We start from the raw sequence: 25,674 nt of genomic DNA on the forward strand, positions 1-25,674 counted from the left end.
GATGCCGGGCACGGCCTCCGTTGGCGGCGAGGGTGTTCAGCCCTGGCCGCCAACGGGTCGGCTGCCGTGATCTTCCCCCAGCGATCTCCCGGCCATCGCGTTACTTCTTCGCGGCGGCGACCTTCTTGCGCGGGGCACGCTTGCGCGGGGCGGCGGGCGCTTCGGCTTCCTCGACCTGGGCCGCCTCGTAGGCGGCGATCACCTCGGAGGAAAGGCGTCCCCGCTCGGAGACCTCGTAGCCGTTCGCGTTGGCCCAGGCACGGATCTGCTGGTTGCGCTCGCGGTCGGTGGTGCTGGTCGTGGTGGACTGCCCGGTCGCGACCCGGACCTTCCGGCCACCGATGCGACGGCCGGCCGCGATGTAGCGGGCCAGTTCGTCGCGCAGGGCGGTGGCGTTCTCGTCCGACAGGTCGATTTCGTAGGTGACGCCGTCGAGACCGAACTGAACGGTCTGGGCGGCGGTGCTGCCGTCGATGTCGTCCAGGATCTCGACGAGGACTTTCTGGGCCACGTGAATGCTCCTCAGTTGGATGTGCGTCCGGGGAACGCGACGTGTGACAAGTTGCACAATGGTCGGCGTTCTTCGGTGGAGTGTATCCACCCGAGGATAGGTACGGCAATTTCCCACCGGTCTCGCGGAACGGCCGGTGGCCCGGATGGTCCGGAAAGGACCGGCCGCCCGGGGGTAATAGGCGTAAACGCGCCTCAGGTTCCCGACGGCGTGGAGCCCTGCTCGCCGTGGTGGTAGGGCGGATCCGTGACCGGCACTTCGCCGTCTTCGCCTTCGACGGGATCGCGCAGATCGGCGTCCTGCGCGGCCTCTTTCGCCTCCTTGATCTGCTGCCGGCTCCGGGCGAGTTCCGCTTCGGGGCCTTCCGGGGAGTTTTCGCTCGCGGTCATCGCCACTCCTTGCCGAGGTCGTCACACAGCTTTCTCACAGGAACGGCTACCCCGGAAGGCGGGAACGCAACCGTCGGCGGTGTTCACCCCAATGAGTGGGCGCCGGAATGGGCCGTCGGGGAGCGGCGGGGGAATTCTTCCGGGACCGGTTCCGGGGTCCCCTGCCCGCCGAGGAGCCGAGAACGGCGTTCAAGCGTGTTCCCGGTCGACTCGGGCCGGGAACGGCCGTAGAACGTTGATGAGGCCGCGTGCCGGGGGCCTGGTGTCGCACATCCGGGGCGCTGACGGCGGCCCGAGATGCGCCCCAATGTGGCGTTGGTTGCGTCCAACGCACCCAATGTGGCGTTCGGTGCGTCCAACGCACCCAACGCCACATTGGGGCGCTTGGGACGCACGGCTCCACGCCGGCGCCGGCCCCTGCCGCCGGACCGGGGGCAGGCCCCGGAATGCCGAAGGGCCCCGCACCAGGCTGGTGCGGGGCCCTTCTGGGAGATGGAACGGGTGTTACTTCTTCTTGGCGGCCGACGTGCGCTTGGCCGGGGCCTTGGCGGCGGCCGGCTTCTTGGCGGCGGCGGTCTTCGTCGCGGCCGGCTTGGCGGCGGCGGTCTTGGCCCGCGTGGTGGTCGCCTTCGCCGTGGTGGCCTTGGCCGCCGTGGTCTTCGCCGCGGCCGCCTTCGGGGCCGCCTTGGTGGCGGTGGTGGCCTTGGCGGCCGGCTTCGCCGCGGTGGCGCGGGTCCGCGTGGTCGTCGAACGCGTGGTGGCCGGCTTGGCGGCCGCGGCCCGCGTGGTGCGGGTCGTCGTCGCCTTGGCCGGGGCCGCCGCGGCGGCGGTCTTGGTGGCCGTCGCCCGCGTGCTGGTGGTGGCCGCGGTGGCGCGCTTGACCGGGGTGGCCTTGGGCAGCTTCTTGGTGCCGGAGATGACGTCCTTGAACGTGGTCCCGGCGCGGAAGGCGGGCACGTTGGTCTTCTTCACGCGCACGGCCTCACCGGTGCGCGGGTTGCGCGCGGTGCGAGCGGCGCGGGCGCGCTTCTCGAACACCCCGAAGCCGGTGATGTTGACCTTTTCGCCCTTGTTGACCGTCCGGATGATGATGTCGACCAGACCGTCAACAGCCTGCGAAGCCACCTTCTTGTCGCCCAGACGCTCCGACAGCGCCTCGATCAGCTGGGCCTTGTTCGTCATTCCAGTCCTCCATAGTGGAACTACTAGTCACGGCCCATCTCGGCCGACACTGCACACGGTATTACCAATACCGCACAAAATCCAACTGGGGGTCGAAATATTTCCTTGTGCGGGGGCGGGTTCCGCCCCCTGCGGGCCCCCGGCCGGGCGCCGGCGGGAACGTGAACCGGATCCCCGGCACGGCTCTGAGCAGGCAAAACGCACCGACCGGGCCGTCCACAGTGGTCGTCCATATAGGACCCGAGGCCCCTCCGGAGAACTTTTCGCCCGACACGCCGGTCCGGGGTGTCGGAGCGGGTGGCCGAGCCCACAGCGGGCCCGATCCCGCGCGGCGGCGGAGGATCGCGGCCCGCCCGGAGGGCCCGCCGGCGCCGCTTCGCCGTGGAGCCAGGCGGAAGCGGACGGCGGCGAGCCCGGCGCGGCCGGACCGGCGTTGCGGCGCAACCGGTGTGCCCGCCGCGGGGAGTCCACCGGATTGCCTGCGGGGCCGGAAAGATCTTCCCCGAAGGGTGAACTCACTCGTTCGGCGCAGCCGGGCCCCGCCGAAACCCCGGGCGTCACAGCAGCCACAACGCCGTGTTGGGCGCGGGACTGTCGGTCCGGCGGGCTAGTCTGCCGCTCGGAGCAGGCCCAGAGGAAGCGCCGGGTGTGACAGGGAGAACCGTGGACCAGGAGACGCTCACCACCGTGGTCGGACGGGTGGCAGGCACCGAGGACTCGACGCCGTTGCAGTTCTGCGTGGCCATCGACCCGGACGCCTATCTGCAGCTCGACGACGTCGTCGTGACCCGGCGGGAACTGCCCGGGCTCGGCGAAGTCACCTCCTACGGCGTCGTGACGCAGGTGAGCGCGCGGCACGAAGGGGCCAGCTTCGGCAGCGACGTCTTCCTGATCTCCGACGGGGTCCTGCCCGCGCAGGTGCAGGAGATCGCCGAGATCGCCACCACCCGCGTCGAGCCCGAATGCTACGTGCCGCCGCGGCCGGGGTCGGTCGTGTCCCGTGCGGTGGGAGAGGATCGCGCGCAGGCACTGTACTTCGACAACATGACCCGCCAGGTGGCGGTCGGCCTGGGCCGGGACGGCGAACCCGTCTACCTCAACATGGACTTCCTCGACGGCACCCGCGGCGCGCACGTCAGCATCAGCGGCGTCTCCGGCGTGGCCACGAAGACGTCGTTCGCGTTGTTCCTGCTGCACTCGATCTTCCGCGGCGGCGCCCTGCCGAACGCCCACAACGCCAAGGCCCTCGTCTTCTCGGTCAAGGGCGAGGACCTGCTGTTCCTCGACACGCCCAACGTCCACCTCGACGAGAAGCTCAGGGACGAGTACCTCAAGCTGGGGCTGCCCGCGGAGCCCTTCGCCTCCGTCGGCTTCTACGCGCCGCCGACGCCGTCGGACACCACGGGGAAGCCTTACGTCACCGGGCGGACCTCGGGGGTCGGCGCGTTCTGGTGGACCATCGCCGAGTTCTGCGCCAAGGACCTGCTGCCGTACGTCTTCGCCGACGCCGAGGACGAGCGCAACCAGTACACGATGGTCATCCACCAGGTCGCGAACCGCCTGCGGCAGGACAGCGTCCCGGCGGGCAAGGACGGCTCCGCCACCGTCGACGGCGTCCTGTGCCGCACCTACGCCGAGCTGATCGACGTCATCTGCGACCGCGTCACCGACGAGGAAACCCGCGCGAGCTGGGCGGGTGCGGTCACCGGCGCGGGCACGGTCAACGCGTTCATCCGCCGGCTGCGGTCCAGCCAGCGCGCGCTCTCCGGGCTCATCCGCGGCGACCTCGCCGACCACCCGGCGCGCCAGTTGTCCACGGAGAACCAGCAGGTGACCGTCGTGGACATCCACAACCTCGTCGAACGGGCGCAGCGGTTCGTCGTCGGCGTCACGCTCGCCGCGGAGACCGCGCGCAAGGAAGCCGCGGGTCCCGGCGGGCTGCTGTTCACCATGCTGGACGAGCTGAACAAGTACGCGCCGCGCGAAGGCAGCAGCCCCATCAAGGAGGTGCTGCTGGACATCGCCGAGCGCGGCCGCTCCCTCGGCGTCATCCTGATCGGCGCGCAGCAGACCGCCAGCGAGGTCGAGCGCCGGATCGTAAGCAACAGCTCGGTCCGCATCGTCGGCCGCCTCGACGCCGCGGAGGCCTCGCGCCCCGAGTACGGCTTCCTGCCGCAGAGCCAGCGGGTCCGCGCGACGCTCGCCACGCCGGGCACGATGTTCGTGAGCCAGCCGGAGATCCCGGTGCCGATCGCCGTCGGCTTCCCGTTCCCGGCCTGGGCCACGCGGCTTTCCGAGGCCGGCGCCATCCCGGCGGCCACGACAGGGTCGTCTACGGCGAAGAAGGCCGATCCCTTCGCCGGCCTGCCCACGCGCGGTGCCGATCCGTTCGACGACGACCCGCCTCCGTTCTGAGCCCGCCTTCGCCCGCTACCGAAACGGAAGGAAGCCGTGTGAAGTTCCTGCACACCTCCGACTGGCACATCGGCAAGACGCTCAAGGGCCGCAACCGCCTCGACGAGCAGCGCGCCGTGCTCGGCGAGATCGTCCGGATCGCCCGCGAACAGGCCTTCGACGCGATCCTCGTCGCGGGCGACCTCTACGAGACGTCGGCGCCGTCGGCGGCCGCGCAGGAACTCGTGGTGCGGGCCCTGATGGCGCTGCGCGAAACCGGTGCCGAGGTGATCGCGATCGCCGGGAACCACGACCACGCCGCGACGTTCGAGGCGTACCGGCCGCTGCTGCTGGCCGCGGGCATCCAGCTCACCGGCGATCCGCGGCCGGTGCACGACGGCGGTGTCTTCTCGTTCGACGCGCGTTCGACGGGGGACCGCGTCAACGTCGCCGTGCTGCCCTTCCTTTCCCAGCGCTACGCGGTGCGTGCCGCCGAGCTGCTCACCGGGACCCCGGCGGACAACGCCGGCCAGTACGACCAGCGCGTGCGGGACATCCTGGAGCACCTCAAGACGGGTTTCACGCCCGGCGCGGTGAACCTCGTCATGGCGCACCTGACGGTCACCGGCGGGACGATGGGCGGCGGGGAACGCGCGGCGCAGTCCATCTTCGAGTACCACGTGCCCGCGACGGCGTTCGGTGCCGAACCGCACTACGTGGCGCTGGGCCACCTGCACCGGCGCCAGTCGCTGCCCGCCGCGTGCCCGGTGCACTACAGCGGTTCGCCGTTCGCCGTCGACTTCGGCGAGCAGGACAACACCAGCGTCGTGCTGTCGGTCGAGGTGACGCCGACGACGCCGGCGAAGATCACGGACATCCCGCTGACCGCGGGGCGGAAGCTGCGGACGGTCCACGGCACGGTGGCGGAACTCGCCGGCCGCGCCGAGGAGTTCGGCGAGGACTACCTGCGCGTCTACATCCGGGAAGCGACCAGGGCCGGGCTGCGGGAGGAGATCCAGGAGGCCCTGCCGAACGCCCTGGAAATCCGCATCGACCCGGAGTTCGCCGCGCCGGTGACGACGTCGGGCGGCGACCGCGCGGTCGCGGACCGTTCGCCGGGGGAGCTGTTCGCGGCCTACTGCGAAGAACGGACGGTCGAGGACAAGCGCGTGCAGGCGCTCTTCGCGCGGCTGCACGACGAAGAGACGAGCGGGGTGTGACATGCGGCCAGTGCTGCTGGAGATGACCGGCTTCGCGTCCTTCCGCGAGAAGACCGAAGTCAGCTTCGAGGACACGGACTACTTCGCCCTCGTCGGCCCGACCGGCGCGGGCAAGAGCACCGTCATCGACGCGCTCACCTTCGCCCTCTACGGCTCGGTCGCGCGCTGGGACCACGAAGGCCTCGTCGCGCCCGCGCTCGCCCCGACGACCAACCGCGCCACCGTGCGGCTGGTCTTCGACGCCGGCGGCGACCGGTACCACGTCGTCCGCGAAGTCCGGCGCGGCGGCGGGAAGAAACCCACGGTCAGCGTCAAGAACGTGCGCCTGGAACGGCTCGCCGACCCCACCGCGCTCGGCGGTCCCGACGACGACGCCGAGGCGGTCGCCGCGGACTCCGAGGTCACCCCGGCGGTCGAACGCCTGCTCGGGTTGACGTTCAAGCACTTCTGCACCTGCGTGGCGCTGCCCCAGGGCGACTTCGCGGAGTTCCTGCACGCGAAGGCCGCCGACCGGCAGAAGATCCTCATCAAGCTGCTGGGCCTCGAGGTCTACGAGCGCGTCGGCCGCCGCGCCGGCGTGACGGCGGAGCAGCAGAAGCAGCGCGCCGCCGTCCTCACCGAACAGCTCGGCAGCTACGCCGACGCCACCGAAGAAGCCGTCGAGGCGCTGGCCGCGCGGATGACGGCGCTCGCGGACCTGGACGCGCGGGTCAACGCGGCCTTGCCGGGACTGAACGACGCGACGCGCACGCACGACGACGCCCGGCAACGCGTCGCCACGCTGACGAAGGAACTGAGCGTCCTCGACGCGCTGGAGCGTCCGGAAGGCGTCGAAGATCTCGAAACCCGGCGCCGGACCGCGGCGGACGCGGCGACGGCCGCGCGGGCCGGGCTGGAAAAAGCCGAAACGGCGGACGAAACGGCCCGTGCCGCGCTGGCCGCCGCACCCGGCCGGGCCGAGCTGGAACGGATCCGCGCCGCGCGTGCGGAACTCGTCGAAGCCGAGAAGGCCCTCCCGGGGCTGGAAGAAGCGGCGAAGACGGCGTCGGCCGAGAAGGAGGCCGCCGCCAAGGCCGTGACCGAAGCCGTGTCCGTCGCCGAGACGGCCCGGGCGACCCGGGACAAGACGGCTCGCGCCGCCGAGGAGGCGACCGCCGAAGCGGCGCGTGCCCGGCAGGACCGCGACCGGCTGGCCGGGCTGCGGCCGCCGTCCGATCTCGGGGACCTGACCGCGGAAGCGGCGCGGGTGGCGAAGCGCACGGCGGACGCGGCCGCCCGCCTCGGCGCGGCCGAAGCAGCCGATGCCGAGGCACGCGCCGCGTTGGCCGCGCAACCGGACGTCGCCCCGCTCGCGGCCGCGCGCTCCGACGCCCGCACGCTCTACGCGGTGTGCGAAGCACAACGGAAGGCCGCACCCGAGCAGGCCGCGCACCGCAAGGAACTCGAAGCGGCGCGAAGCGCCTTCGCCCACGCTGACGCCGAAGTCACGGCAGCGAAGACGGCGGTGACCGAAGCAGAACGAGCCGGGCAGGCGCTGAGCCTGCGGGCCGGGCTCGCCGTCGGCCACCCGTGCCCGGTGTGCGAGCAGGAAGTCTCGGCGCTGCCCGACGCGGGCGGCCATGCCCACCTGGCCGAGGCCCGCGAACGCCTCGAGCGGGCCGAACGCGACCGCACCGCGGCCGAGTCCGCGCTGCGCAAGCTGGAACGAGCTGTGGACCGCGACGCCGACTCGGCCGCGTCGGCGGCCGCCCAGGCGGAGGAACTGCGTGCGGTGCTCGCCGAGGTAGCCGGACCGCCGGAGTCGGCGGTGCTGCGGCGGCCGGTCGAGGCTTCCTTCTCCGAGCAGGACTACGCGGACCTCGTCGCCGCCGTGCGCGAGCGCGGCGAGTGGCTGTCCGCGACGATCGAGGGCCGCACCCGCGTCGCCGAAGCCGCGAACGCCGCGGACAAGGAGCTGGCGGCGGCCCGCGCCGAACGCGCGGCGGCCCAGCACGAAGCGGACGTCGTCGAGAAGTCGTTCGCGGCGGCCCGGGAAGCACTGCGCGCGGCCCGCGATCCCCTGGTGGAGCTGGGCGCGCCGGCGATCGACGGCGACGACGTCCCGGCGGGCTGGCAGCGGCTCACCGCCTGGGCGGCCTCCGCGCTCGAGGAGCGGCGGACGGCGCTGGCCGCGCTCGAAGCGGCCGCCGAAGCCGCGGGCAAGGAAGCCGCCGTCGCGGCGGACGACCTCGCTTCCGCCGAGCGGAACGCCGAGCAGCGGCGGGCCCGTGCGGTCGACGCGGGACTGGCCGAGCAGTCGGCGACCACCACCCTGGACACGACCCGGCGCCGCCACGGCGAACTCGTCACGGCCCTGACGGGAGCGCCGTCCGCCGAGGTCGTCGCCGAGCAGCTCGCGAAGATCGCTTCCCTGGAAGAAGCCGCGAAGAAGGCGGACGCGGACCTGCGCACCGCCCGCGCGGCCGCGAAACAGGCCGCGGAAGCCCAGGAACGTGTTGCCCAGCAGGTCGACGCCGAACGGCAGAAGCTGTTCCGGGCACGCGACCCGCTGGTCGGCTTGGGTGCCCCGCCGATCGATGGTGACAGTCTCCTCGGCGCCTGGACGGCGTTGACGGACTGGGCGGCCGGGCAGGCGAACGCCCACCGCGACAGCCTGGCCGTCGCGAAGGCGGCCGAGAGCGAAGCCGCCGAAGCACTTCATGCGGCCGAGCGCGCTGTCGCCGACGACGTCACCGCGCTCGACGTCCCGCTGGAGCCGGGTCCTGTGCGGGAGCGGGTCCCGGTGGCCGTCGCCACCGCGCGAGCGCGGGCCGAAGCCGACCACACGGAGATGAAACGGCGTGTGGCGCACGTGGCCGGCCTGCACGGCGACATCGCGGCCGCGGAGTCCGAAGCGCAGGTCGCGCGGCTGCTCGCGGATCTCCTGCGCTCGGACAAGTTCCCGCGCTGGCTCATCGCCGGGGCCCTCGACACGCTGGTCGCCGAGGCGTCGGCGTCGCTGCTGGAGCTGTCGGGCGGCCAGTTCGAGCTGACCCACGACAAGGGCGACTTCCTGGTGGTGGACCACAACGAGGCCGACGCCCGCCGCCCGGTCAAGACGCTGTCCGGCGGCGAGACGTTCCAGGCGTCGCTCGCCCTGGCGCTGGCGCTGTCGTCGCAGCTGGGCGCGATGGCCGCGGAAGGCGCGACACGCCTGGAGTCGATCTTCCTCGACGAGGGCTTCGGGACGCTCGACGAAGCTACCCTCGACGTCGTGGCGTCCACTTTGGAGAACCTCGCCGCCACCGGCTCGCGGATGGTCGGGGTGATCACGCACGTGCCCGCGCTCGCCGAGCGCGTCCCCGTGCGGTTCCTGGTGACCCGCGACGGCACCGGCTCGCACATCGCCAGGGAGGGCGCGTGACCGCGGTCGCCGGGATGCACTTCAGCATCGACGCCTGGGACCCGGGCTACGGCAGCTCGATGGAGGCCGAGGAGCTGGCGCGGTCGGGCGCCGAAGTCGAGCTCGACGTCGAGGTCCCGGCGGCCGAATGGGCCCCGATCGACCCTTCGCCGGTTTCACCGCCCGAGGCCGTGTTGTTCGTCGACGGCGTCCGCCGCATCGACGCCCGCGTCTGGATCGACGACCCGGGCGCGGCGAACTCCGCGTCCATCGGCGTCTGCGCGTCCTACGCCGCCGGGGTGGTCTGCTGCTGCGCGGGCCGGGCGCACGTCGTCGGCACCGACGTCCGGCGCGGGCTGTTCACGGTCGCGCCCGAGGCCGACGACATCGCGACTCCGGCGGGCGTCTACCGGGCGTTCCGGGCGACGGCCAAGGAGGACAAGCCGCTGCCGGTGGTGCTGTCCTCGGCGCTGCAGGAGCAGCTGGCCGAAACCGAGCTGGACACGGCGACGGAGGCCCGGAAGGCGATCGCCGGGCACGCCGGCGACGACCTGCTGGTCGTGGACGGCCCGCTGAGCGGCCGCACGCACCTGCCGCGCGCGGTCGGGTTCATCAAGAGCCACCAGACGACGTACCTGCCTGGCGACCTCAACGCGCTGGTCGGCCGGCTCGGCCCGCACCAGCGCACGCCGGTGTTCCTGATGGGCACGACGTGGGTCCGGCACTCGTGGTACCTGCGCCTGCCGTCGGCGGGCGGCCCGCCGTGGTCGGGGGTCGTGCGGGTGGAGGCGGCACCGCACCTCGGGCGGCCCGAGGTCGCCGCGCTGGCGAACCTCACGCAGTCCGTGCTGGGCCGGTTCGCGTCGGTGCCGTACAAGGACTCCCGGGCACCGCAGAACCTCTACCCGATCGCCGGCCTCGAACGCGACCTGCGGCACCGCCTGGGGGACCAGCAGTTCGTGTACCGGGCCCTGCGCCTGGCCGCGGCCCGCTGAGTCCCGGGGCGCCGGATGTCTTGAACGACTCGTTCAGGACATCCGGCGACAGGAAAGAGTCGTTCAAGACACCGGGGCCGGGGGCGACGGCCGTGCACCGGCCACCGTGTCCTTTGTGGATGATCAGCCCAGCGAGCCGTCCCCGGTCTGCGGCGCCCCGGCCGGCTTGACCGCGACCTGCGGCTTCGCCTGTTTCGGCGGCGCGGGCTTCGAGGCGGCCGGCGGCTTCGGCTTGGCCGTCCGGGACGGCATCGGGGTGCCCAGGATGACGAACGAGCCGGTGGCCACGCGCCCGTCCGAACACGTGAACTTCGCGGTGTAGCGGCCGGGGTTCTTGATCGCCGTGGTGTGCCCGCCGGCGCGGCCCCAGTTCCCGCCTTCGGTCCACTTCAGCGGCGCCGCGAACCCGTCCGACGTCACCGGCGTCGCCGGGCTGCAGCCGCTGAGCGCCGCGTGCGTCTCCGCGTCGACCCGGCCGCCCGGCTCCACGTGCTGGGTCAGTCCCCAGCTCACCTCGGCCGCACTCGCCGGTGCGGCCACCGCGAGTGTCGCGGCGCTCGCGGCCATTAGGCCGATCAGGGTTTTCTTGACCATCGTCGTTCCCCTCTCCTCGGGTACCTCTTCCACGCTTGAGCCGGGGAAACGGTTGGTCCCCGTCTCCATTCACGAATATGAACAACAATCGAGCCTATGTTTCCCGGTCACGTATGCGTTAGCTTGGGCTCCCGTTTTGACGAGGGAGACTCGATGCGCAACGGACCGCTGGTTCTCGTCGTGGTTCTGGCTTTGTCGCTGGCGGCCCCGGCGGTGGCGGAGGCACAACCCTGGCGTGACGCCCGCCAGTCACCCGAAAGCCGGGCGGTCGAGCTCATCGCCGCGATGACCCTCGACGAGAAGATTTCCCAGCTGCACCTGCAGCCCGACGCCGAACACCAGCGGTTCGTGCCGCCCATTCCGCGGCTGGGCGTGCCCGGTTTCCGGATCGCCAACGGCCCGGCCGGTATGGGCCCGGCCGACGACAAGCCGCAGAAACCGGCGACCGCGCTGCCGGCGACCATGGCGCTGGCGTCGACGTTCGACACCGGCCTCGCGCGCCGGTACGGCCGCCTGATCGGCGACGAGACCCGCGCGCTCGCGCACAACGTCTCCGAAGGCCCCGACATCAACATGGCCCGCGTCCCGCGCAACGGCCGGACGTTCGAGGGGATGGGCGAGGACCCGGTGCTCGCCGGGGCGCTGGCCGCCGCCGACATCCGCGGCATCCAGGAAAACGGCACGATCGCCGAGGTCAAGCACTACGCGGCGAACAACCAGGAGACGAACCGCCACGGCGTCGACGAGCGCATCGACGAGCGGACGCTCAACGAGATCTACCTGCCGCACTTCGAACAGGCGGTCAAGCAAGGCCGCGCGGGCTCGGTGATGTGTGCCTTCCCCAAGATCAACGGCGTCTTCGTGTGCGAGAACCCCGCGTTGCTGCAGGACAAGCTGCGCGGTGAGTGGGGCTTCAAGGGGTTCGTCCAGTCGGACTGGGGTGCCGCGCACAGCACCGTCGGCTCGGCGAACGCGGGCATGAACCTGGAAATGATCGACGGCACCTGGTATGGCGAGAAGCTGAAGCAGGCCGTGCTCGCCGGGCAGGTCACCGAGAAGCGCGTCGACGAGCTGCTGCTGCCGCGGTTCCGCACGATGTTCGCCTTCGGGCAGTTCGACCACCCGCCGGTGCTCGCCCCGCTGCCGACCGCGGAGCACGACGCCGCGGCGAAGCAGTTCGCCGAACGGGGCATGGTGCTGTTGCGCAACGAACACGCGCAGCTCCCGCTGGACGCGGGCGTGCGGTCGATCGCCCTGATCGGGCCGTTCGCCACCAAGGCCAAGACCGGCGGCGGGGGCAGCTCGGCCGTCATCCCGACGTCCACAGTGGACCCATTGGCGGGGCTCCGGCAGCGCGTTCCCGGTGCGTCGGTGACCCTGGACGACGGCAGCGACCCGGCGCGGGCGGCCGCGCTGGCGCGGGGCGCGGACGTCAGCGTCGTGATGGTGGGGGACAACGAGACCGAAGGCAAGGACCGGCCGAGCCTCGCTCTGGACGGCAACCAGGACGCCTTGGTGAGCGCGGTCGCCGCGGCCAACCCGCACACGGTGGTCGTGGTGAAGAGCGGCGGGCCGGTGCTCATGCCGTGGGCGGCCGGTGTCCCGGCGATCCTCCAGGCCTGGTACCCCGGCCAGCAGGACGGCGCGGCGGTGGCGGCGGTCCTCTTCGGCGACGTCAACCCGTCGGCGAAGCTGCCCATCACGTTCCCGGCGGCGGACGCGGACACCCCGGCGAACACGCCGGCGCAGTTCCCCGGCGTCGACGGCGTCGCCACGTATTCGGAGGGCTTGCGGATCGGCTACCGGTGGTTCGACGCGCAGGGCCGCACGCCGCTGTTCCCGTTCGGGTACGGCCTGTCGTACACGACGTTCGCGTTCTCGGGGCTTTCGGTGCGCAACACCGGCGAAGGCGCGACGGCGACGTTCACCGTCCGCAACACCGGCCGGCGGGCGGGAGCCGAGGTCGCCCAGCTCTACCTGGGCTTCCCGGCGGCCGCGGGCGAGCCGCCGCGGCAGCTCAAGGGCTTCGAGCGGGTCGAGCTGGCGCCGGGGCAGTCCCGCCGGGTGACGATCCGGCTCGGCGCGCGCGACTTCTCGGTCTGGGACACGGCGAGCCACGCGTGGCAGCCGGTGCGAGGCGGGTTCACGGTGCAGGTCGGCGACTCGTCACGGTCCCAGCCGTTGCAGGCGCAGCTCAAGCGATGATGGCGGGGTGACGTTCTTCGGCATCCAGGGGTACGAACCGCGGTGGCTCGCCGGCCGCAGTGGTCCCTCGGCGACGATCCGGCGTTCCCCTTGTGTGGCGCACCGGCGCGCGCACTGAACTGGCCGCGCCGCGGTTCGTCTTCGCGGGCGGCGGGATGACGATCCACAACGCCTTGGACGAGAACGGCTTGGAGTTCGGCGAACCGGATCCCGCCTACCGCAGCCACCGGCCCGCTCATGTCTTGAACGAGTCGTTCAGGACCTGGGGTGTCTTGAACGACTCGTTCAAGACACCGGTTGTTGTCAGGCCGCGGCGAGCGTCCCGCCCAGTGCGCGCACGCCTTCGTCGGTCAGCTCGGCGCGCGTCCACTGCCCGACGGCCACGACGGCGCCCCGCGCGGGCCGGATCAGGCCGGCCCGCGCCAGCTCGTGCGCCGTCGCCTGGTCGCAGCACGGCAGGCCGTCGACCCGCAGGTCCGGTTCGCAGCTGCAGGTCAGCTCGGCCCGCCCGGCGCCGACCGCCCGCAGCATCGCCAAGGCCCTTCGGTTCATCATGTCGTCCCCCTCGGTTGGTGCTGACCTGAAGGAGACGTGTCCGGCGTCACCGAATACGCCACTTTCGCGAGGTTCCCCCGAACGGGGGCACGCGAGGTCACGAAGAGGGAGTCAGAGGCGTTCCTGCAGGGCGTCCGCCGCGGCGAGGAGGTCCGCCGCCCAGCGGGCACCCGGCTTGCGGCCGATGCGCTCGATCGGGCCCGACACCGACACCGCCGCCACGACCGTGCCCGCGGAGTCCCGCACCGGCGCCGAGATGCTCGCCACGCCCGGCTCGCGCTCGGCGACGCTCTGCGCCCAGCCCCGCCGCCGCACTTCCAGGAGCGTCCGCTCGCCGAAGACCGCGTCCGCCAGGATCGTGCGCTGCGTGTGCGGATCGGCCCACGCCGCGAGCACCTTCGCGCCCGAGCCGGCCGTCATGGGCAGCCGCGAGCCCACGGGCACCGTGTCGCGCAGCCCGCTCGGCGGCTCCGCCGTCGCGACGCACACGCGCTGGACGCCGTCACGCCGGTACAGCTGCACGCTTTCGCCCGTGACGTCCCGCAGCTTGGGCAGCACGACCCCGGCCGCGTCGAGCAGGGGGTCCGTCGAACCGCCGGCCAGCTCGGCCAGCGCGGTACCGGGGCGCCAGCGCCCGTCCGGGCCGCGGCGCAGCAGCCGGTGCACCTCCAGGCCGACCGCGAGCCGGTGCGCGGTGGCCCGGGGCAGGCCGGTCCGCGTGCACAGTTCCGCGAGGCCGCAGGGGTCGTCCGCGACCGCCTGCAGGACGGCCACTGCTTTGTCCAGTACTCCGATACCGCTATGCTGTCCCACGACCCGATACTAGCGTCCCGCACTTTGGGAAGTCCAGCATCTGGGAAAACCCTGAACTCGAGCTGCGCCCCTCCTTCGCGGCTCGCATTCGCCCCCGCGGTGCGCGCCCGAGTTCCGACGTCGAACCGTGGAAGGAGCCGGAGATGACCAGCCCGACCGGCAAGGCCCGCACGCTGGCGGAGAAGGTGTGGGAAAGCCACCTCGTGCGCCGAGGCGAAGGCGCCGAACCGGACCTGCTCTACATCGACCTCCACCTGCTGCACGAAGTGACCAGCCCGCAGGCCTTCGACGGCCTCCGCCTGGCCGGGCGGCCGGTGCGCCGCCCCGACCTCACCATCGCGACCGAGGACCACAACGTCCCGACCGTCGACATCGAGCTCCCCATCGCCGATCCGGTCTCGCGCACCCAGGTCGACACCCTTCGCCGCAACTGCGAGGAGTTCGGCGTCCGGCTGCACCCGATGGGGGACGCCGAGCAGGGCATCGTGCACGTCATCGGCCCGCAGCTGGGGCTCACGCAGCCCGGCATGACCGTGGTCTGCGGCGACAGCCACACCTCCACGCACGGCGCGTTCGGCGCCATCGCCTTCGGCATCGGCACCTCCGAGGTCGAGCACGTGCTGGCCACCCAGACGCTGCCGCTGCGTCCTTTCAAGACGATGGCGATCACGGTCGACGGCGAGCTGCGCCCCGGCGTCACGGCGAAGGACATCATCCTCGCGGTGATCGCCAAGATCGGCACCGGCGGCGGCCAGGGCTACGTCCTGGAGTACCGCGGCAAGGCCATCGAGGCCCTCTCGATGGAGGCCCGGATGACCGTCTGCAACATGTCGATCGAGGCCGGCGCCCGCGCCGGGATGATCGCCCCGGACGAGACGACGTTCGAGTACCTGAAGGGCCGTCCGCACGCTCCGCAGGGCGCTGACTGGGACGCCGCCGTCGCCGCGTGGAAGGAGCTGCGCACCGACGAGGGTGCCGAGTTCGACGCCGAGGTGCACCTCGACGCGAGCGAGCTGACGCCGTTCGTCACCTGGGGCACCAACCCCGGCCAGGGCCTCCCGCTGGGCGCGGAGGTGCCCGACCCGGAGCTGATCCCGGACGAGAACGACCGCATCGCCGCCGAAAAAGCCCTGTCCTACATGGATCTCAAGCCCGGCACGCCGCTGCGGGAGATCGCGGTCGACACCGTCTTCCTCGGCTCGTGCACCAACGGCCGGATCGAGGACCTGCGGGCGGCGGCCGAGGTGCTGCGCGGTCGGAAAGTGGCGGACTCGGTCCGGATGCTGGTGGTTCCCGGCTCGATGCGGGTCCGCAAGGCCGCCGAGGCCGAGGGGCTCGACCGGGTCTTCACCGAAGCGGGCGCGGAGTGGCGCCAGGCGGGCTGCTCGATGTGCCTCGGCATGAACCCGGACCAGCTGAAGCCGGGCGAGCGCAGCGCGTCGACGTCGAACCGCAACTTCGAGGGCCGGCAGGGCAAGGGCGGCCGGACGCACCTGGTCTCGCCGCTCGTGGCCGCCGCCACGGCCGTCCGGGGCACGCTTTCGTCGCCGGAAGACCTGCTGACCGCCGCCCGCTGACCCACCCGAGGAGCTACTGCCATGGAACCGTTCACCCAGCACACCGGCGTCGGCGTCCCGCTGCGCCGGTCCAACGTGGACACCGACCAGATCATCCCGGCGGTCTACCTCAAGCGGGTGACCCGGACGGGCTTCGAAGACGGCCTGTTCGCCGCCTGGCGCGGCGACGAGGACTTCATCCTGAACCAGGAGCCGTTCCGGAACGGGAGCGTGCTGGTCGCGGGACCGGACTTCGGAACCGGTTCCTCCCGCGAGCACGCCGTCTGGGCGCTGATGGACTACGGCTTCAAGGTCGTCATCTCCGCCCGGTTCGCGGACATCTTCCGCGGCAACTCGGGCAAGGGCGGCCTGGTGGCCGCCCAGTGCGAGCAGCACGACGTCGAGCTGCTCTGGAAGCTGCTCGAGAACGAGCCGGGCACCGAGGTCACGGTCGACCTCGAGACCAAGACCGTGCGGGCCAAGGACTTCACCGCGCCGTTCCAGATCGACGACTACGTCCGCTGGCGGCTGCTGGAAGGTCTCGACGACATCGCGCTGACGTTGCGCCATGCCGGTGAGATCGACAGCTTCGAGGCGGGCCGCCCGTCCTGGAAGCCGACGACCACGCCGGTGACCGCCGGCTAGCCCGTTTCGGAGGCGGGATCCCTTGCCCAGCAAGGGATCCCGCCCCGCCTGGCCCCATCGCCAAACGGTCCTCCGCGAGCCCTTCTGCCGGGCGTCGCGCGAGGCGGAACCCGTCCCGGGACAAGGGAAAGTTCCGCGTACCGTTTGGAATTTGTGCTGCCTTGGTAATACCGTGTCGCTAGTCGGCCCGATGCGGCCGTGGAGCCTTCCTGGAGGACTGGACATGGCCAACAAGGCCCAGCTGATCGAGGCGCTGACCGAGCGCCTGGGCGACAAGAAGGCCGCTTCCGAGGCGGTCGACGGTCTGGTCGACATCATCATCCGGACGGTCAACAAAGGCGAAAAGGTCAACATCACGGGCTTCGGGGTGTTCGAGAAGCGCGCCCGCGCGGCGCGGACTGCCCGGAACCCGCGGACCGGTGAGGCGGTGCGGGTCAAGAAGACCAACGTGCCGGCCTTCCGCGCCGGGACCACCTTCAAGGACGTGATCTCCGGCGCGAAGAAGCTGCCGAAGGCGACCCCGGTCAAGCGGGCCACGACGGGCACCCGCGCGGCGGCGGCGACCTCTCGCGCAGCGGCGGCGAAGCCCACGACGACGCGCTCGACGACGACGCGCACCCGAGCGACGGCGGCCAAGCCGGCCACGAGGACGACGGCGGCGAAGCCGGCGGCCACGAGGACAACGGCGGCCAAGGCGGCCCCGAAGACCACGGCGGCGAAGTCCACCACGACGCGGGCGAAGGCGGCTCCGAGGACGACGGCCGCGAAGAGCACGACGGCCGCGAAGCCGACGACGGCGGCGAAGTCGACCACGGCGGCGAAGAGCACGACCGCCGCGAAGCCGGCGGCGGCGAAGACCACCACGGCCCGGAGGACCACGGCGGCCAAGGCGACGGCCGCGAAGACCCCGGCCAGGCGGACCTCGACGGCGGCGAAGAAGGACTGACTCGCCCGAAACTGTCGGCCCCCTGCGGTAACGTGAAATTCGGGGGTCCCCCTGGCGGGCTACCCGCCGCTAGGCGAGCGGTTTTTCGGCTGGGCCCCGCGCGAGCTTCGCGCGGGGCCCAGCCGCATCTCCGGCACCGGAAGGGATCGGCGGGGCGCAAGCCGGAAGGGTTGTGCTCGCGCCCCGCGCACCTGATCAGCCGCACCGAGACAGGGGCGGCATACCTACGCGGCTGTCTCGCGCACTGGGCGGTCGGCCCACGTACTCGGAGGGTCGGCTCGCGTACTCGAACAGTCGGCTCGCGTACTCAGGCAGTCGGCTCGCAACCGACTGTCCCGGCACGCGAGCCGACCATCCAGGTACGTGAGCCGACCGCCCAGGTACGTGAGCCGACCATCCAGATACGTGAGCCGACTGTCCGGGTACGCGAACCGGCCGCCGGAGGCGTGAAGTGGCAGGCGCGGCGAAAGTCACTCAAAGCCAACGACCGCCGCCCGGACGGGACCCGTATACCACCCGCACGGCGGAACCCGCGCGGCCGAAAGCGGTTCCGCCGAATTTCGCGAACTCGCTTGAGCGCCCGGCCGAGTGATGCCACGCTGCCTTCCTCGGGGCCCGCGTCCGGCGGGGCCGGCGGTGTGCGAGGCGAACCTGGGGGCGACCACCATCGACATCCGGCTGCTCGGCCCGTTCCAGGTGCTCGTCGACGGTTCGCCGGTCGTGCTGACCAGTTCCCGCCAGCGCGCGCTGCTCGCCACTCTCGCGCTGGCCGCCGGGCGTCTGGTGTCCATCGATGCCCTCGCCCGCGGGGTTTGGGGCGAGACCCCACCCGCGCACATCCGGGGCAGCCTCCAGACCTACGTCATGCGGCTGCGCCGGCTCTGCGGCGAAGACACCGTCGTCACCGAGCCGGACGGTTACCGGCTGGTCGTCGACCCGTCCCGGGTGGACGCGCTGCGGTTCCTCCGCATCCTCGACCAGGCCGCGGCCACGACGGACTCCGCCCGCCGCCGGGAGCTGGTCACCACCGCGCTCGCCGGCTGGGGCGGTACTCCGCTCGAAGGCGTCGGATCGCCCGCGCTCGCCGCGGAATGGGGACCGCTGCTGACCGAGCGCTACCTCTTCGCCGTGGAACAGCGCATCGACCTCGACGCCGGGCTCGTGCCCGACGCGCGGCTCGTCGCCGAGCTCACCGATCTCGTCGCCCAGCACCCGCTGCGGGAGTCGTTGTGGGAACGGCTGGTCCGGGCCCTCGCCCGCTCCGGGCGCCGCGCCGAAGCGCTGGCCCGCTACGCCGGCCTGCGGGCGTTGCTGGCCGACGAACTGGGCGTCGAACCGGGCGAAGGGTTGCGCCGCCTGCACGCCGAACTGCTCGCCGTCGACGCCGGGCCCGCCGTCCACACCGTGCCGCGGCAGCTGCCCTTCGACGTCGCCGGGTTCACCGGCCGCGAACCGGAGCTCGCCGAGCTGGACCGGCTGCCGCCCGGTGGGGCCTCCGGCATCGTCGTCATCGAAGGGACGGCCGGGGTCGGGAAGACGTCGCTGGCCGTGCACTGGTCCCACCGCGTCCGCGACCGCTTCCCCGGCGGCCAGCTGTTCCTCGACCTGCGCGGCCACTCCGCGGACACCCCCGTCACGCCGGACGTCGCGCTGGCCGGGTTCCTGCGCGCCCTCGGCGTCCCGCCCGACTCCCTGCCCTCCACAGTGGAGGAACGCTCGGCGCTGCTGCGCAGCAGGCTGGCCGGCAGCCGCACCCTCATGCTGCTCGACAACGCCCGCGACGCCGACCAGGTCCGCCCGCTGCTGCCCGGCACCGGCAACCTCGTCGTCGTGACCAGCCGCAACCAGCTGCGCGGGCTCGTCGCCCGCGACGGTGCCCGCCGCATCGCCTTGCGCTCCTTCGACGACCGCGACGCCACCGCGTTGCTCGCCGGGAGCGTCGGCCCGCAGCGCCTCGCCGCCGAGCCCGGCGCCGTCGCCGAACTCGTCCAGCTCTGCGGCCGGCTGCCGCTGGCGCTGGCCCTCGCCGGGGAACGCGCTTCCCGGTTTTCCGGCGTCTCGCTCGCCGGGATCGTCGAAGAACTGCGCGACCAGCGGCTGCGGCTCGACACCCTGCGCGATCCCCAGGACGCCGGCACCGACCTGCGGGCCGCGTTCTCCTGGTCCTACAAGGCGCTGCGCCCGGCCGCCGCCCGCTTCTTCCGCCTGCTCGGCCTGCACCCCGGGCACGGCTTCAGCCTGTCTTCGGCCGCCGCGCTCGCCGGCGTCGACGTGCGCGAGGGCCGCGAGCTCGCCGACCAGCTCGCCGCCGCGCACCTGCTCAACCAGCCCGGCACCGACCGCTACCAGTTCCACGACCTCCTGCGCGTCTACGCCGCCGAACTCGTCGAAACCGAATCGACGCCCGCCGAACGCGCCGCGGCCCTGCGGCGGCTCCTCGACTGGTACCTCGCCACCGTCGCCGAAGCGAACAAGCTCGTCCGCCCCGACCTGCTCACCGAAGACATCACCCTCGATCCGGCGCCGGTGCCGGCCGTCCGGTTCGGCCAGCACGAACAGACGACCACCTGGTACACCACCGAACGTCCGGCCCTCACCGCGCTCGTCGGCATCGCCGCCGCCCACGGCTGGACCGCGCACGCCTGGAAGCTCGCGTGGCTCCTGCGCGGGTTCTTCGCCGAACGCCACGACCGCGACGACTGGATCACCACCGCGCGCACGGCCGTCGCCGCCACCCGCGACGCCGGCGACAGCACCGGCCTCCAGTACAGCGCCAACAACCTCGGCTCCGCCTACCTGCGCACCCTCCAGCCGGACAAGGCACTCGAAGCGCTCGAGGAAGCCCGCGCCGCTTCCGAGGCCGGCGAAGGAACCGCGCTGACGGTGGCGATCCTCTCCAACCTCGCCGGCGCCTACTACGTCCGCGCCGAATACGCCGAAGCCGAACGGCACGCGCTCCAAGCCGTCCGCCTCGCCCGCGACCACGGCCAGCGCACGTTCGTCCCCCACGCCCTCCTCAACGTCAGCGCCAGCCGCATCGGCCTCCACGACTACGACCACGCGGCCGAAGCCGCCCAAGCGGCCCACGAAGCCTTCGCCGAACTCGGCGACCGCTACCACGCGGCACTGGCGCTCGGGAACGTCGCCGAAGCCCTCGCCGGAGCCGGCAGACACGACGAAGCGGAGCAGGCCGGCGTCAAAGCCCTGGCCGAACTGAGGGAACTCAACGCCGACTACGGCACCATCGACGTCCGCATGACCCTCGGCCGCCTCAAACGCCGTACCGGACGCTTCGCCGAGGCACGCCGCCACTGGGCCGAGGCACTGGCGGTCAGCCAGCGCCTCGGAGATCCCCGCGTGACGGAGATCCAAGCCCTGCTGGCCACAGTGCCGACAGAAAGGCCCTCGCCCGGGGATGCGCCGTACCCCTAGCCCGGCGCAGCCCAGCGGGACCCGGGACAAGTACACCAAGATCGACTGTCAGGACGCTGTCTCGTGACAGCGGGGGGTGCGGACCCCGCTCAGGAGCGGCTGGGGGAGGGGGCCGGGAGCGCGCTCGGGTGGTAGTCCGCCGCCAGCAGGAGCGGGCCTTCCTCGGCCGTCGGCGGGCGGAACGACAGGACCCAGAACGAGCCCTTCTTGCTCGGCACCACGCCGCCGCGCGCCGCCGCAAGCTCCACGCCGTCGCGGTCCGCCAGCGCGCTCACCAGGTCCGGGATCACGCCGCCCTGGCTGCACACCACCGGTGTCCCGCCGTTGCCGGCCACCGCCAGCAGCCGCGCCACGCCCAGCACCGGGTCCGGCCAGTAGCCTTCTTCCGACAACAACGGCTCGTGCCGCACTTCGCCGCCGACGTCCTCCGCGACGCCGTGCACTGTCTGGACACACCGCAGGCGCGGCGCCGACAGCACCCGGTCGGGCCCGAACAACGCCAGCACCCGCCGCAACGCCGCCGCCTGCCGCAGGCCCGCCTCGGACAACGGCCGCAGATCGTCGTCGCCCGTCCACCCGTCCCGCTTGCCCGCCTTCGCGTGCCGGACCAGCAGCACCGTCGTCAGGCCCACCGGCAGCTCGCAGAAGGCCCGCAGCACCCGCACGTCGTCCGGCCGGGTCAGCGCTTTCTCCGCCGCCGTGGGCTCCAGCCAGCGCAGCTCGTCGACCTCGTCGTTGGGCACGAACTCGCCGGACACCGCTTCCGCGGCGAAGTAGTCGACCGTCTTCGGCACCGTGCCGGAGCCGTTCCGCGACGGCACCGGGTACGAAGCCCGGGCCAGGTACCGGCCGAGCACCGCGGTGAACCCGGTCTCTTCCCGCACCTCGCGCACCGCGGCCTCGGCGGTCGTCTCACCCGGATCGAGCTTCCCCTTCGGCAACGACCAGTCGTCGTACCGCGGGCGGTGCACCAGCGCGACTTCCGTCACGCCCCCGGCGACGCGCCACAGCACCGCGCCGGCCGCCCGTACCTCCTGGGTCATCCGGCGGCCCCGTGCAGCTTCGCCAGTTCGGCCTGGTGGTCCCGCACGCGGGAGCCGTGCGCCGGGAACGGCGTCCATTCGCCGCTCGCGGTCAGCACCCAGCACCGCGTCTCCGGGTCCAGCGCCGAGTCGAAGATGTCGTCGAGCTGCGCGGTCAGCTTCGGGTCCTTGACGCGCACCAGCGCCTCGATCCGCCGGTCCAGGTTCCGGTGCATCATGTCCGCGCTGCCGATCCAGTGCGTGCCACCCGCGCGGAAGTTGAAGATCCGCGAGTGCTCCAGGAACCGGCCGAGGATCGACCGGACGTGGATGTTCTCCGACAGCCCTTCGACGCCGGGCTTCAGCGTGCAGATCCCGCGCACCACGATCTCGACCGGCACCCCGGCCTGTGACGCGTGGTAGAGCGCGTCGATGATCTGCTCGTCGACGAGGGAGTTGCACTTGATCCGGATCCCGGCCTGCTGCCCGGCCCTGGCCAGCTCGATCTCCTCGCCGATCGCGCGCACGATGCCGCGGCGGATCCCGTGCGGCGAGGTCAGGATCGTCCGGTAGGTGTCCTGCCGCGAGTAGCCGGTCAGCACGTTGAACAGGTCCGTGACGTCCGCGCCGATGCTCGGGTCGGCGGTGAACAGGCCGATGTCCTCGTAGAGCCGCGCGGTCTTCGGGTTGTAGTTGCCGGTGCCGATGTGGCAGTAGCGGCGGATCGTCGAGCCCTCCTGGCGCACGATCATCGACACCTTGCAGTGCGTCTTCAGCCCGACCAGGCCGTACACGACGTGCACGCCCGCGCGCTCCAGCGTCCGCGCCCAGGTGATGTTGGCCTGCTCGTCGAACCGGGCCTTGATCTCCACGAGCGCGACGACCTGCTTGCCCGCCTCGGCGGCGTCGATCAGCGCGTCGACGATCGGGGAGTCACCGGACGTCCGGTACAGCGTCTGCTTGATCGCGAGGACCTTCGAGTCGGCCGCCGCCTGCTCGATGAACCGCTGCACGCTGGTCGAGAACGAGTCGTACGGGTGGTGCACCAGCACGTCACCCTCACGCAGGGTCGCGAAGACGCTCTTCGGCGTCTCGCGCTCGCCGAACGCCGGGTGCGTCGCCGGGACGAACGGCCGGTCCTTCAGCTCCTTGCGGTCCACACCGGACAGCTGGTGCAGGCAGGTCAGGTCGAGCAGCCCGGGCACCTCGACGACGTCGGCCGGGTCGACGTCCAGCTCGCGCAGCAGCAGCTCGAGCATGTGCTCGCTCATGTCCTGCGCGACCTCGAGGCGCACCGGCGGCCCGAACCGGCGCTGGGCCAGCTCGCGCTCGAGGGCCTGCAGGAGGTCCTCGTCGCGGTCCTCGTCGACCTCGAAGTCGGCGTTGCGGGTGACGCGGAAGACGTGGTGCTCGGTGACGTCCATCCCGGTGAAGAGCTCGCCCAGGTGGGCGGAGATGAGCTCTTCGAGCGGCAGGAAGGTCGCCGTGCGGCTGGTGCGTTCGGTTTCGACGCGCATCAGCCGTGGCACGTTGCTCGGCACCTTCACGCGGGCGAAGCGCTCGGTGCCACCCTCCGGGTCGCGGACCGTCACCGCGAGGTTGAGCGACAGGCCCGAGATGTAGGGGAACGGGTGCGCCGGGTCGACGGCCAGCGGCGTGAGCACCGGGAAGATCTGCTCGGAGAAGTAGCTCGACAACCGCAGCTGGTCGGCGCCGGACAGGTCGGACCAGCCGACGATCCGGATGTCGTGCTCGGCCAGCTGCGGGCGCAGGTGCTTCTCGAACGCGCCGGTCTGCCGCTCGACCAGGTCCTGGTTGCGCTTGGAGATGTAGTCCAGCTGCTCGCGCGGGGTGAGCCCGTCCGCGCTGCGCACCAGCAGGCCGGTCTCGTCGCGGCGCTTCAGGCCGGCGACGCGGACCATGTAGAACTCGTCCAGATTGGACGCGAAGATGGCGAGGAACTTGGTCCGCTCCAGCAGCGGCTGCGACTCGTCCTCGGCCAGCGCGAGCACCCGGGCGTTGAAGTCCTGCCACGACAGCTCGCGGTTGAAGTACCGGTCGTCCGGCAGCGTCTCGACGGCGGTCGGCGCGGCGGTGACCGCGGGCGGCGCCGACGGCACGGCGCGGAACTCCTCGGCGCCACGCGGGTTGCCCTGCGTGGCGCTGCGGCGCCGCGTCGTCGCCGGGGTGGCCGCGGCGGCGGTGGTCTTGCGGGTTCGCGGCTTGCCGGCGGTGGCACGGGCGGCGGTGTCGCGCGCGGTCGACTTCGACGGGACCTTCTTGGCCGCGACCGGCTTGGCCGCGGCGGGTTTGGCGGCGGCGGGTTTGACGGCGGCTGATTTGGCGGCGACCGGCTTGGCCTCGGCGGCCGGTTTGGCGGCGGTGGTTTTGGCGGCGGCGGCCGGCTTGGCCACGGCGGCCGGCTTGGCCGTCGCCGGTTTGGCCGCGCTCGTCCGGGAGGTCGTCTTCTTCGCCGTCTCCGAAGATCCGTTCGCCGGGTTCCGTCGCCTCCGCGGTGCGGGCGTGCCGCCGTCGTCTGTGCTCACGGCCCCCATTCTTCACCAAGCCACGCCGGATTGCGCAGAGCGCGGTGAAGGTCAGATGAACAGCTCAACGCGATCCCTCGCCCGGTTCGCCGAGGTGGGCGGACGTGTGTTTTCCGACACCCAGCGCGCGGACGTGGGCGAGATCGTCCGGGGTGTCGACGTCACTGCGCAGGGTCGGCAGCGACCGGCCGAGCGGGACCGCCCCGGACGCCGCGTGCTTCCGCGCCGAGCCGGGCCCGAACTCCGGGGCGAGGGGTTCGCCGGGCGCGGACAGCAGCAGGGTGGTGCCGGTGCCCTGCCGATCGGCGACGAAGGAGCGCCGCCCGGCCGCTTCCGCGAGGGCGGCTGTCAGGTCACCGGCGCGCAGGGCGGGGAGGTCGGCTTGGAGCGCGCCCACGACGGCGGCCGGATCGTCGGCTTTCAGGAGGGCTTCGCCGTGGCGGAAGGCGGCGTTGAGGGTTCGTTCCCCGGACTCGGCGACGATCTCGACCCCGAGTGCCCCCAGCTCGGCGACGGCGAGCGGATCGGCCGCGACGAGCAGCACCCGCCGCACGCGCCCGGCCGAGACGACGGCGGCGAGCGTGTCGGCGGCGAGCGCCAGGACCAGCCCGGCGTGCCGCTCCGCCTCGACGGCACCACGCAGCCGCGACTTGCCGTCGCGGGGGTGTTTCATCGGCACGACCAGGTCCACGTCCACCCGTCCATCTTTACCTGAAAGGCGCGGCGGGGGTGGTCGGGTCGGGTGGGTTGTCCACAGGCGACGGGTGTTGTGGACAACTTCGGGCTTGGGGCGGTTCGGGACACGGTTTTGTCGGGTGCGGGCGATAGCGTCGAATTCGGGGGTGCCCCGTTGGGGGAGGGTGGCCCCCTGGGAGGGCGGGCTGCGGCAAAGTCGCGCCTGGACTCCGGGCACGCAGGTCCGCCCGCCGCCCGAGTCCCCGGCTCGCTCTCCTTGACCGCTGCGAGGCCGGTCGCCGGGGCCTGCCGCGCTGCCGAAGGTCGCGAATGAGTCATTGGGGACCTCGCACGTCCCGAATGAGTCATTCGCGACACCCGGCCGGCAGCTCACAGTGCCACTTCCGCCACGGAGCACCGTGGCAGCGATCGACTTTGCCGGAACCCTGCCTGGGAGTGGCGGGGGAGTTTCGGGGCGGGGCTCTCCGGCACTGCGCCTTCGCTCGCAGTTCGGTGGCCCACCACCCCGAAGCCGGATTGTGACTACGGCCGGTAGCACCGCGTCAAGGCGGGAAAGCGTGCCTTGACCCGGCACTACCGGCCGTGTTCTGG

18 protein-coding genes are annotated in these 25,674 nt (G+C 72.3%); 9 read left to right on the plus strand and 9 right to left on the minus strand.

Annotated elements, in window-relative coordinates; genetic code table 11:
• Window positions 1-100: 100 nt before the first annotated feature.
• From AB0G28_RS20980 to AB0G28_RS20990, 3 genes are all read right to left on the minus strand, one after another.
• Window positions 101-511, minus strand: coding sequence for an Lsr2 family protein (locus AB0G28_RS20980; protein ID WP_361091107.1), 411 nt, complete (start codon window positions 509-511; stop codon window positions 101-103).
• 194 nt (window positions 512-705) lie between these two features.
• Window positions 706-900, minus strand: a complete 195-nt coding sequence (locus AB0G28_RS20985) for a hypothetical protein (RefSeq protein ID WP_361091110.1) — start codon at window positions 898-900, stop codon at window positions 706-708.
• A gap of 504 nt (window positions 901-1,404) precedes the next feature.
• Complete coding sequence (locus AB0G28_RS20990; protein ID WP_093950764.1) at window positions 1,405-2,082, minus strand: HU family DNA-binding protein; 678 nt, start codon at window positions 2,080-2,082, stop codon at window positions 1,405-1,407.
• A gap of 663 nt (window positions 2,083-2,745) precedes the next feature.
• On the opposite strand from AB0G28_RS20990, the gene AB0G28_RS20995 reads away from it, so the two are divergent.
• The 4 genes from AB0G28_RS20995 to AB0G28_RS21010 are packed head-to-tail and all read left to right on the plus strand — an operon-like array spanning window position 2,746 to window position 10,073.
• Window positions 2,746-4,497, plus strand: a complete 1,752-nt coding sequence (locus AB0G28_RS20995; protein ID WP_361091114.1) for an ATP-binding protein — start codon at window positions 2,746-2,748, stop codon at window positions 4,495-4,497.
• Between the two features lie 38 nt (window positions 4,498-4,535).
• Window positions 4,536-5,696: an exonuclease SbcCD subunit D gene (locus tag AB0G28_RS21000; protein ID WP_361091117.1), complete on the plus strand. Its 1,161-nt coding sequence runs from the start codon at window positions 4,536-4,538 to the stop codon at window positions 5,694-5,696.
• Window position 5,697: 1 nt separating this feature from the next.
• Window positions 5,698-9,099: an SMC family ATPase gene (locus AB0G28_RS21005; protein WP_361091120.1), complete on the plus strand. Its 3,402-nt coding sequence runs from the start codon at window positions 5,698-5,700 to the stop codon at window positions 9,097-9,099.
• The gene (locus tag AB0G28_RS21010; RefSeq protein WP_361091123.1) at window positions 9,096-10,073 is read left to right on the plus strand and encodes a hypothetical protein; all 978 of its coding nucleotides are present in this window, start codon (window positions 9,096-9,098) and stop codon (window positions 10,071-10,073) included. The genes AB0G28_RS21005 and AB0G28_RS21010 overlap by 4 nt, the downstream gene beginning before the upstream one ends.
• A 123-nt stretch (window positions 10,074-10,196) precedes the next feature.
• Here AB0G28_RS21010 and AB0G28_RS21015 read toward each other — a convergent pair whose 3' ends face one another.
• The gene (locus AB0G28_RS21015) at window positions 10,197-10,667 is read right to left on the minus strand and encodes a hypothetical protein (protein ID WP_361091125.1); all 471 of its coding nucleotides are present in this window, start codon (window positions 10,665-10,667) and stop codon (window positions 10,197-10,199) included.
• A gap of 153 nt (window positions 10,668-10,820) precedes the next feature.
• Here AB0G28_RS21015 and AB0G28_RS21020 point away from each other — a divergent pair, with 153 nt between their 5' ends.
• A complete protein-coding gene (locus AB0G28_RS21020; protein ID WP_361091128.1) occupies window positions 10,821-12,872 on the plus strand; it encodes a glycoside hydrolase family 3 C-terminal domain-containing protein in 2,052 nt (683 codons plus the stop codon).
• 303 nt (window positions 12,873-13,175) lie between these two features.
• On the opposite strand, the gene AB0G28_RS21025 is transcribed toward AB0G28_RS21020, so the two are convergent.
• Window positions 13,176-13,427 (minus strand): hypothetical protein, encoded by a 252-nt coding sequence (locus AB0G28_RS21025; RefSeq protein WP_361091131.1) that lies wholly within the window; start codon window positions 13,425-13,427, stop codon window positions 13,176-13,178.
• A 111-nt stretch (window positions 13,428-13,538) separates the two neighbouring features.
• Complete coding sequence (locus AB0G28_RS21030; RefSeq protein WP_051183801.1) at window positions 13,539-14,240, minus strand: IclR family transcriptional regulator; 702 nt, start codon at window positions 14,238-14,240, stop codon at window positions 13,539-13,541.
• Window positions 14,241-14,383: 143 nt separating this feature from the next.
• Between AB0G28_RS21030 and leuC the strand changes: the two genes are divergently transcribed.
• From leuC to AB0G28_RS21050, 4 genes are all read left to right on the plus strand, one after another.
• On the plus strand, window positions 14,384-15,817 hold the full coding sequence (gene leuC, locus AB0G28_RS21035) for a 3-isopropylmalate dehydratase large subunit (protein WP_361091133.1): 1,434 nt from the start codon (window positions 14,384-14,386) through the stop codon (window positions 15,815-15,817).
• A 21-nt stretch (window positions 15,818-15,838) separates the two neighbouring features.
• The gene (gene leuD / locus AB0G28_RS21040) at window positions 15,839-16,441 is read left to right on the plus strand and encodes a 3-isopropylmalate dehydratase small subunit (protein WP_361091136.1); all 603 of its coding nucleotides are present in this window, start codon (window positions 15,839-15,841) and stop codon (window positions 16,439-16,441) included.
• Between the two features lie 223 nt (window positions 16,442-16,664).
• On the plus strand, window positions 16,665-17,387 hold the full coding sequence (locus tag AB0G28_RS21045; protein WP_361091139.1) for an HU family DNA-binding protein: 723 nt from the start codon (window positions 16,665-16,667) through the stop codon (window positions 17,385-17,387).
• A gap of 636 nt (window positions 17,388-18,023) precedes the next feature.
• Complete coding sequence (locus AB0G28_RS21050; protein ID WP_361091142.1) at window positions 18,024-20,819, plus strand: BTAD domain-containing putative transcriptional regulator; 2,796 nt, start codon at window positions 18,024-18,026, stop codon at window positions 20,817-20,819.
• Window positions 20,820-20,908: 89 nt separating this feature from the next.
• On the opposite strand, the gene AB0G28_RS21055 is transcribed toward AB0G28_RS21050, so the two are convergent.
• The 3 genes from AB0G28_RS21055 to cofC are packed head-to-tail and all read right to left on the minus strand — an operon-like array spanning window position 20,909 to window position 25,084.
• Window positions 20,909-21,862, minus strand: a complete 954-nt coding sequence (locus AB0G28_RS21055) for an NUDIX hydrolase (protein WP_361091145.1) — start codon at window positions 21,860-21,862, stop codon at window positions 20,909-20,911.
• Window positions 21,859-24,396 (minus strand): RNA degradosome polyphosphate kinase, encoded by a 2,538-nt coding sequence (locus AB0G28_RS21060; protein ID WP_361091148.1) that lies wholly within the window; start codon window positions 24,394-24,396, stop codon window positions 21,859-21,861. The genes AB0G28_RS21055 and AB0G28_RS21060 overlap by 4 nt, the downstream gene beginning before the upstream one ends.
• Before the next feature lie 55 nt (window positions 24,397-24,451).
• The gene (cofC, locus tag AB0G28_RS21065) at window positions 24,452-25,084 is read right to left on the minus strand and encodes a 2-phospho-L-lactate guanylyltransferase (RefSeq protein WP_361091151.1); all 633 of its coding nucleotides are present in this window, start codon (window positions 25,082-25,084) and stop codon (window positions 24,452-24,454) included.
• Window positions 25,085-25,674 lie beyond the last annotated feature (590 nt).

Origin of the sequence: Amycolatopsis sp. NPDC021455, from assembly GCF_040640995.1 — a bacterium.
GTDB lineage: Bacteria > Actinomycetota > Actinomycetes > Mycobacteriales > Pseudonocardiaceae > Amycolatopsis.

What these genes read in the sequence shown, in the direction of transcription:
- AB0G28_RS20985 (WP_361091110.1), bottom strand. Translation starts at nt 900, where the DNA reads ATGACCGCGAGCGAAAACTCCCCGGAAGGCCCCGAAGCGGAACTCGCC.
- AB0G28_RS20990 (WP_093950764.1), bottom strand. Translation starts at nt 2,082, where the DNA reads ATGACGAACAAGGCCCAGCTGATCGAGGCGCTGTCGGAGCGTCTGGGC.
- AB0G28_RS21005 (WP_361091120.1), top strand. Translation starts at nt 5,698, where the DNA reads ATGCGGCCAGTGCTGCTGGAGATGACCGGCTTCGCGTCCTTCCGCGAG.
- AB0G28_RS21015 (WP_361091125.1), bottom strand. Translation starts at nt 10,667, where the DNA reads ATGGTCAAGAAAACCCTGATCGGCCTAATGGCCGCGAGCGCCGCGACA.
- AB0G28_RS21020 (WP_361091128.1), top strand. Translation starts at nt 10,821, where the DNA reads ATGCGCAACGGACCGCTGGTTCTCGTCGTGGTTCTGGCTTTGTCGCTG.
- AB0G28_RS21025 (WP_361091131.1), bottom strand. Translation starts at nt 13,427, where the DNA reads ATGATGAACCGAAGGGCCTTGGCGATGCTGCGGGCGGTCGGCGCCGGG.
- leuC (WP_361091133.1), top strand. Translation starts at nt 14,384, where the DNA reads ATGACCAGCCCGACCGGCAAGGCCCGCACGCTGGCGGAGAAGGTGTGG.
- leuD (WP_361091136.1), top strand. Translation starts at nt 15,839, where the DNA reads ATGGAACCGTTCACCCAGCACACCGGCGTCGGCGTCCCGCTGCGCCGG.
- AB0G28_RS21045 (WP_361091139.1), top strand. Translation starts at nt 16,665, where the DNA reads ATGGCCAACAAGGCCCAGCTGATCGAGGCGCTGACCGAGCGCCTGGGC.
- AB0G28_RS21055 (WP_361091145.1), bottom strand. Translation starts at nt 21,862, where the DNA reads ATGACCCAGGAGGTACGGGCGGCCGGCGCGGTGCTGTGGCGCGTCGCC.
- AB0G28_RS21060 (WP_361091148.1), bottom strand. Translation starts at nt 24,396, where the DNA reads ATGGGGGCCGTGAGCACAGACGACGGCGGCACGCCCGCACCGCGGAGG.